This window comes from Rhodovarius sp., assembly GCF_040399605.1.
GTDB lineage: Bacteria > Pseudomonadota > Alphaproteobacteria > Acetobacterales > Acetobacteraceae > Rhodovarius > Rhodovarius crocodyli_A.
In genome coordinates this window covers 1-5438 of sequence record NZ_JBBARU010000127.1, presented here as the reverse complement: position 1 = coordinate 5438, position 5438 = coordinate 1, and the positions used below count along the sequence as shown (strand labels likewise).

The window sequence follows — 5438 nt, the reverse complement described above, 5'->3', positions numbered from 1 at the left end:
TTTCAGTTCACAACCCAACCATCAAAGAACCAACCCAGGAAACATCATGAAAAAACCCCTTCTTTGCTCAGCCCTGCTTGCAGCGCTGCTGTGTGTATCTGGTGGAGCGCAAGCCTCGCTGGTGGGCCGAGACATCAACGGCAACGCGGTGGCTGGCAACGCTGCCAGCTCTGTGTTTTTGTACGACAACGTACTCAATGTGACTTGGCTGCGCAATGCCGATGCCAACGGGGCGATGACCTGGGCCAGCGCCAACACCTGGGCTGCCAACTTGGTGGTTGGCGCGTATGACGACTGGCGGCTGCCCACCATGATTGCCAATCCGAACACGACATTGAGCTATGCGGGTGGGACGGACTACGGCTACAACGTGCGAACGACGAGCGGCAGCACCGTCTACAGCGAGATGGCGTCTTTGTGGTACGACACCCTTGGCAACAAGGCGTACTGCCCACCCGGCAATGCCTCGTGTTCCGGACCTGGCACACCTCAACCAGGTTGGGGCCTGACGAACACTGGCGCTTTCCAGAACCTGCAGTCCGGCGCCTACTGGTCCGGTCTGGAGTACGCGCCGAGTACGGACGGCGCGTGGTACTTCTATACCGACGGCGGCGACCAGTACTACGGCTACGAGTCCAATAGTCTGTTTGCCCTGGCTGTGCGCCCTGGCGATGTGCTCGCGCCCGCCGCGGTGCCGATCCCCGCAGCGTTGCCGCTGCTGCTGTCGGGTTTGGCCGCGCTGGGGGTGGCGGGCAGGCGGCGGGGGCGTCGGCGCGTTGAGGCTTAGAGCGCTTTGACCCCTTTGGGGGTTTGGGGGCGCTAGCCCCCAACGGCCCATTTTTCACACTGCTCATGGCCCGCTACGAACACCTGCCGATTTACAAAGCGGCGCTGGACATGACCGTGCATTTCGAGCGGCTGGTGGCCGGGTTCTCGCGGTATCACAAGTACACGCTGGGCACCGAACTGCGCGAAGGCAGTCGCGCGGTGCTGATGCAGGTGCTGTGGCGCCGGGCTCCAGCCCCAGCTCGGCAAAGGCGTTTCGCGTGTCCATCACTTCCGGGCAACAGCCGCACGCTGCGGCGCTTTGGTGCGCGCGACCCAGGTCTTGTAGGCGCTGGGCGTGAGCTCGCGCTTGAGCAACTGCACCACCTGACCCGGCGACAGCCCGTGGCTGCGCAGCACGGCGGCAAAGGGTGGCCGATCGTCCCAGGCGACGGCAATCACCTCTTGAATCTGCTCGGGGCTGAGTCGGGGAACGGGTTTGGCCATGGGTGCGGATTGTCAGGCTGTCCTGGCCCCCTCTCCCGCTGCGCGGGAGAGGGCTGGGGTGAGGGTGGCGGTTGCACTACCCCCTCTCCCGCTCGCGGGAGAGGGTTGGGGTGAGGGTGGCGGGCGAGGGCCAGGGTGAAGGCTTCCCTATTCAAACCAGAACAGCAACCCAATATTCCATTTACCCACCACCGTATTACCAAAACGGGACCAAAGGTATTTGTTTTCACAACCCCCCCTTTTTGGGGGATACACCGAAATTTCACAAACAGGAGAAATTGTTTTGGCAATATGCGCCGAGGATAGCCCCACCGCTGCCATACCGCGGTCTCAGCCATCCACCCTGATTCCCCCCAACCTCTAAGGAAGCATCATGAAAACCCCCCTTCTTTGTTCAACGCTGCTTGCAGCGCTGCTGTGTGTATCTGGTGGAGCGCAAGCCTCGCTGGTGGGCCGAGACATCAACGGCAACGCGGTGGCTGGCAACGCTGCCAGCTCTGTGTTTTTGTACGACAACGTACTCAATGTGACTTGGCTGCGCAATGCCGATGCCAACGGGGCGATGACCTGGGCCAGCGCCAACACCTGGGCTGCCAACTTGGTGGTTGGCGCGTATGACGACTGGCGGCTGCCCACCATGATTGCCAATCCGAACACGACATTGAGCTATGCGGGTGGGACGGACTACGGCTACAACGTGCGAACGACGAGCGGCAGCACCGTCTACAGCGAGATGGCGTCTTTGTGGTACGACACCCTTGGCAACAAGGCGTACTGCCCACCCGGCAATGCCTCGTGTTCCGGACCTGGCACACCTCAACCAGGTTGGGGCCTGACGAACACTGGCGCTTTCCAGAACCTGCAGTCCGGCGCCTACTGGTCCGGTCTGGAGTACGCGCCGAGTACGGACGGCGCGTGGTACTTCTATACCGACGGCGGCGACCAGTACTACGGCTACGAGTCCAATAGTCTGTTTGCCCTGGCTGTGCGCCCTGGCGATGTGCTCGCGCCCGCCGCGGTGCCGATCCCCGCAGCGTTGCCGCTGCTGCTGTCGGGTTTGGCCGCGCTGGGGGTGGCGGGCAGGCGGCGGGGGCGTCGGCGCGTTGAGGCTTAGAGCGCTTTGACCCCTTTGGGGGTTTGGGGGCGCTAGCCCCCAACGGCCCATTTTTCACACTGCTCATGGCCCGCTACGAACACCTGCCGATTTACAAAGCGGCGCTGGACATGACCGTGCATTTCGAGCGGCTGGTGGCCGGGTTCTCGCGGTATCACAAGTACACGCTGGGCACCGAACTGCGCGAAGGCAGTCGCGCGGTGCTGATGCAGGTGCTGCGGGCCAACAATGCGCCCGCGCCACACCGAGCGGCGGAGTTGCAGGTGCTGCGCGAGCGCATCGAGGCGGTGACGATGACGCTGCGCGTGGCGAAAGAAGTGAAGGCCTTCAAGAGTTTTTCGGGCTACCTGCATGCAGTCGAGCAGGTGGGCTCGGTGGCCAGACAGAACGAAGGCTGGTTTAAGCACACGCAGGCGAAAGTCTGATGTCGTGTGCGTTTGACGGGGGCCTGAATGGCCGCTACGTGCCGGGCAGTGCTGCCGGCCGGGGCGGCCAGCGTGCCGAGTTTCATCATCGTGCGTCCACCCCGCCTGCGTTGCGTGCTTTTGATGCACGCTCTCAGGCATGTTGATACAGGCCGTGGTACCTGCTTGCGGGATCTGCGGCCGGTGGCCCTGCCGCTTGTGGGTTGTCCTTGGCGGGGGAAGTGGGTGGACATGTCTGCAGTCCAACGACTACTGGTCCGGTCTGGAGTACGCGCCGAATACGAACAACGCGTGGAACTTCAATACCAACGACGGCAACCAGAACAACAACGACAAGACCAATAGTCTGTTTGCCCTGGCTGTGCGCCCTGGAGGATGATGCCCCGTGTCCCTGTTCTCTCTCGAGAACGTTTTCCGGCAGTACATGGCCTGCCGTCGCAACAAGCGCAACACCGCCAACGCGTTGCGCTTTGAGGCGCGGCAGGAACTGAACCTGTTGGCACTGCGTGACGCTTTGGCCGATCGCAGCTATGAACCGGCCCGTTCTGTCTGTTTTTTTGTGCGCCGCCCCAAGTTGCGCGAGGTGTTTGCGGCCGACTTCCGTGATCGCGTGGTGCACCATGTTCTGGTGAGCCATCTGGAAAAGTCGTGGGAGCCGGTGTTCATCCACGACTCGTACGCCTGCCGCAAGGGCAAGGGCGTGCATGTGGCTGTGGACAGGCTGCAGCAGTTCATGCGCGAGGCTACGGCCAACGGCACGCGGCCGGCCTTCACGCTGCAACTGGACATCCGCAATTACTTCATGAGCATCGACAAGCAGCGCCTCTACGACATGGTGGCAGCGCGCCTGCGGCCGCACAACCCCATCGACGCCGAAGCGCTGTGGCTGACCCACAAGCTCGTGTTTCACGACTGCACGGTGGCGGCCGTGCTGAAAGGTGATCCTGCGCTGGTCGACCGTCTGCCGCCGCACAAAACCCTGTTTCGCGCGCCGCCGGGCAAGGGACTGCCGATTGGCAACCTGAACAGCCAGTTCTTCGCCAACGTGTACTTGAACGCGCTGGACCAGTTCGTCAAGCACGAACTGAAATGCCGGTGGTACCTGCGCTACTGCGACGACTTCGTGCTGGTGGCCGAGTCTGCTGCGCAACTGGCGGGCTGGAAGATTCGCATCGAAGACTTTCTGGCCGAACACCTGCTGCTGCAGCTGAACCCGACGCGCGAGCGGCTGCGGCCGGTGAGTGATGGCGTGGACTTTCTGGGCTACATCGTGCGGCCGTTTCACCTGCTGGTGCGCCGACGCGTGGTGGGCCACTTGCGCGAGGCGCTCGCGCGCAGCGAGCGGGCGCTGGTGCGCAGTCACCCGTTGGCCACCGAGTACCGATTCGACGCCCAAGCCCTGGATGCGCTGCAGGCCAGTCTCGCGTCGTACCTGGGCCACTTGCGCAAGGCCTCGTGCCGGCGGCTGCTGGCTGCGGTCTGTGCGGCCAATGCGTGGCTGGCCGCCTTCGTCTCATTGGACCCGCAGACGCTGAAGCTGCGGCGGCGCGACAAGCCGCCGCTTGCCGCGCGCACGTTGCAGGCGCAGTACCGACACTGGCAACTCGAGTTTGCCAGCGACGTGGTGCTGATCCAGGTGGGCGCGTTCGTTGAACGATTGCAGTGGCCTCCGAGGCGCATCGGTAAGGCGGCCGGCTCAGCCAAACCCAAGCTCAGCGGTAGCCTGCGCCGCATGCGGCCGACACCGCGAGGCGCATTGCAGGGGTTTCCGCTGGGCCAGTTGGACAGGCGCGTGGCCGCTGTGGTGGCAGCGGGCCGGGCGGTCACGTTCGTCGCCCAGCGCGGTGAGAGTGGGGGCGGCCTGATGAGGCGGGTGCCGGTGGCGCGGTGGGTGTCCTGCACAGACCGCTTGCCGAGGCTGCGGCTGGGCAGGGTGGTTGGCTGAGGCATCAGCCCTCTCCCAGGGGGAGAGGAGATTTTCAGGGGCCGGACCCTCACCCTGGCCCTCTCCCAGAAGGAGAGGGGACTTGATTGGCTCCCTCCCCCGCCTGCGGGAGAGGGCAGGGGTGAGGGTGGGCCGCTCGCCTCAGGCAGCCCGCTCGTGCTCAACCTGCAGCGGCCAGGCGCCGCACAACCGAGCTTCGAGGATCACGGTTTCCACGACCGTGCCGTCGGCTGCATAGCTGACGTGGGTGCGCCAGTCTTGCGAGACCTCGCGCACGACTGGCTTATCGGACAAGCGGATCACCAGCGTGTCGTCGTCGTCGTAGTAGGTCGTTTTCATGGCATCAACTCCCAGTGGTGCATGACGGTTTTGACGATCACCGCATCTTCCATCACCAGCACCGCACAAAGCAAGTTGTCGTTGCGTTGTGGCACCCTCAGCCAAACCCAAAGCCGGTCCATATCGCTGCGTCGAATCTGGCCGGTTTCAATCACTTGCAGCAACAGATCGGCGGAAATCTCGCGTTCCACCATTCGTTGCGCCGCGTGGCGCGTGACGATGATGGTGCGGTTGAATCGATCGCTGAACATGCGTCGATTTTGACTGGGTAAGCCCTCACCCTAACCCTCTCCCTCGGGGAGAGGGAATTTGAGTTTGCCTCTCCCTCGGGGAGAGGGAATTT

The 5438-nt window shown here is 63.4% G+C and carries 7 protein-coding genes; 4 read left to right on the top strand and 3 right to left on the bottom strand.

Annotation, left to right across the window (positions count from 1 at the left end; genetic code table 11):
• A partial coding sequence (locus ABWP84_RS17990) for a DUF1566 domain-containing protein (RefSeq protein WP_353213401.1) occupies nt 1-787 on the top strand: 787 nt, incomplete at its 5' end.
• Nucleotides 788-1053: 266 nt separating this feature from the next.
• On the opposite strand, the gene ABWP84_RS17985 is transcribed toward ABWP84_RS17990, so the two are convergent.
• Nucleotides 1054-1272 (bottom strand): DUF2805 domain-containing protein, encoded by a 219-nt coding sequence (locus ABWP84_RS17985; protein ID WP_353213400.1) that lies wholly within the window; start codon nt 1270-1272, stop codon nt 1054-1056.
• A 373-nt stretch (nt 1273-1645) separates the two neighbouring features.
• Here ABWP84_RS17985 and ABWP84_RS17980 point away from each other — a divergent pair, with 373 nt between their 5' ends.
• The 3 genes from ABWP84_RS17980 to ABWP84_RS17970 all read left to right on the top strand — a co-directional run bounded on the left by ABWP84_RS17980 (nt 1646) and on the right by ABWP84_RS17970 (nt 4756).
• Nucleotides 1646-2386, top strand: coding sequence for a DUF1566 domain-containing protein (locus ABWP84_RS17980; RefSeq protein WP_353213399.1), 741 nt, complete (start codon nt 1646-1648; stop codon nt 2384-2386).
• Between the two features lie 65 nt (nt 2387-2451).
• Nucleotides 2452-2811, top strand: a complete 360-nt coding sequence (locus ABWP84_RS17975; protein WP_353213398.1) for a four helix bundle protein — start codon at nt 2452-2454, stop codon at nt 2809-2811.
• A gap of 385 nt (nt 2812-3196) precedes the next feature.
• A complete protein-coding gene (locus ABWP84_RS17970; protein ID WP_353213397.1) occupies nt 3197-4756 on the top strand; it encodes an RNA-directed DNA polymerase in 1560 nt (519 codons plus the stop codon).
• Between the two features lie 141 nt (nt 4757-4897).
• On the opposite strand, the gene ABWP84_RS17965 is transcribed toward ABWP84_RS17970, so the two are convergent.
• Nucleotides 4898-5095 carry a DUF2283 domain-containing protein gene (locus tag ABWP84_RS17965; RefSeq protein WP_353213396.1) on the bottom strand — a complete coding sequence of 66 codons (198 nt, stop codon included), beginning with the start codon at nt 5093-5095 and terminating at the stop codon, nt 4898-4900.
• Nucleotides 5092-5346 carry a DUF4258 domain-containing protein gene (locus ABWP84_RS17960; protein WP_353213395.1) on the bottom strand — a complete coding sequence of 85 codons (255 nt, stop codon included), beginning with the start codon at nt 5344-5346 and terminating at the stop codon, nt 5092-5094. The genes ABWP84_RS17965 and ABWP84_RS17960 overlap by 4 nt, the downstream gene beginning before the upstream one ends.
• Between the last annotated feature and the right edge of the window lie 92 nt (nt 5347-5438).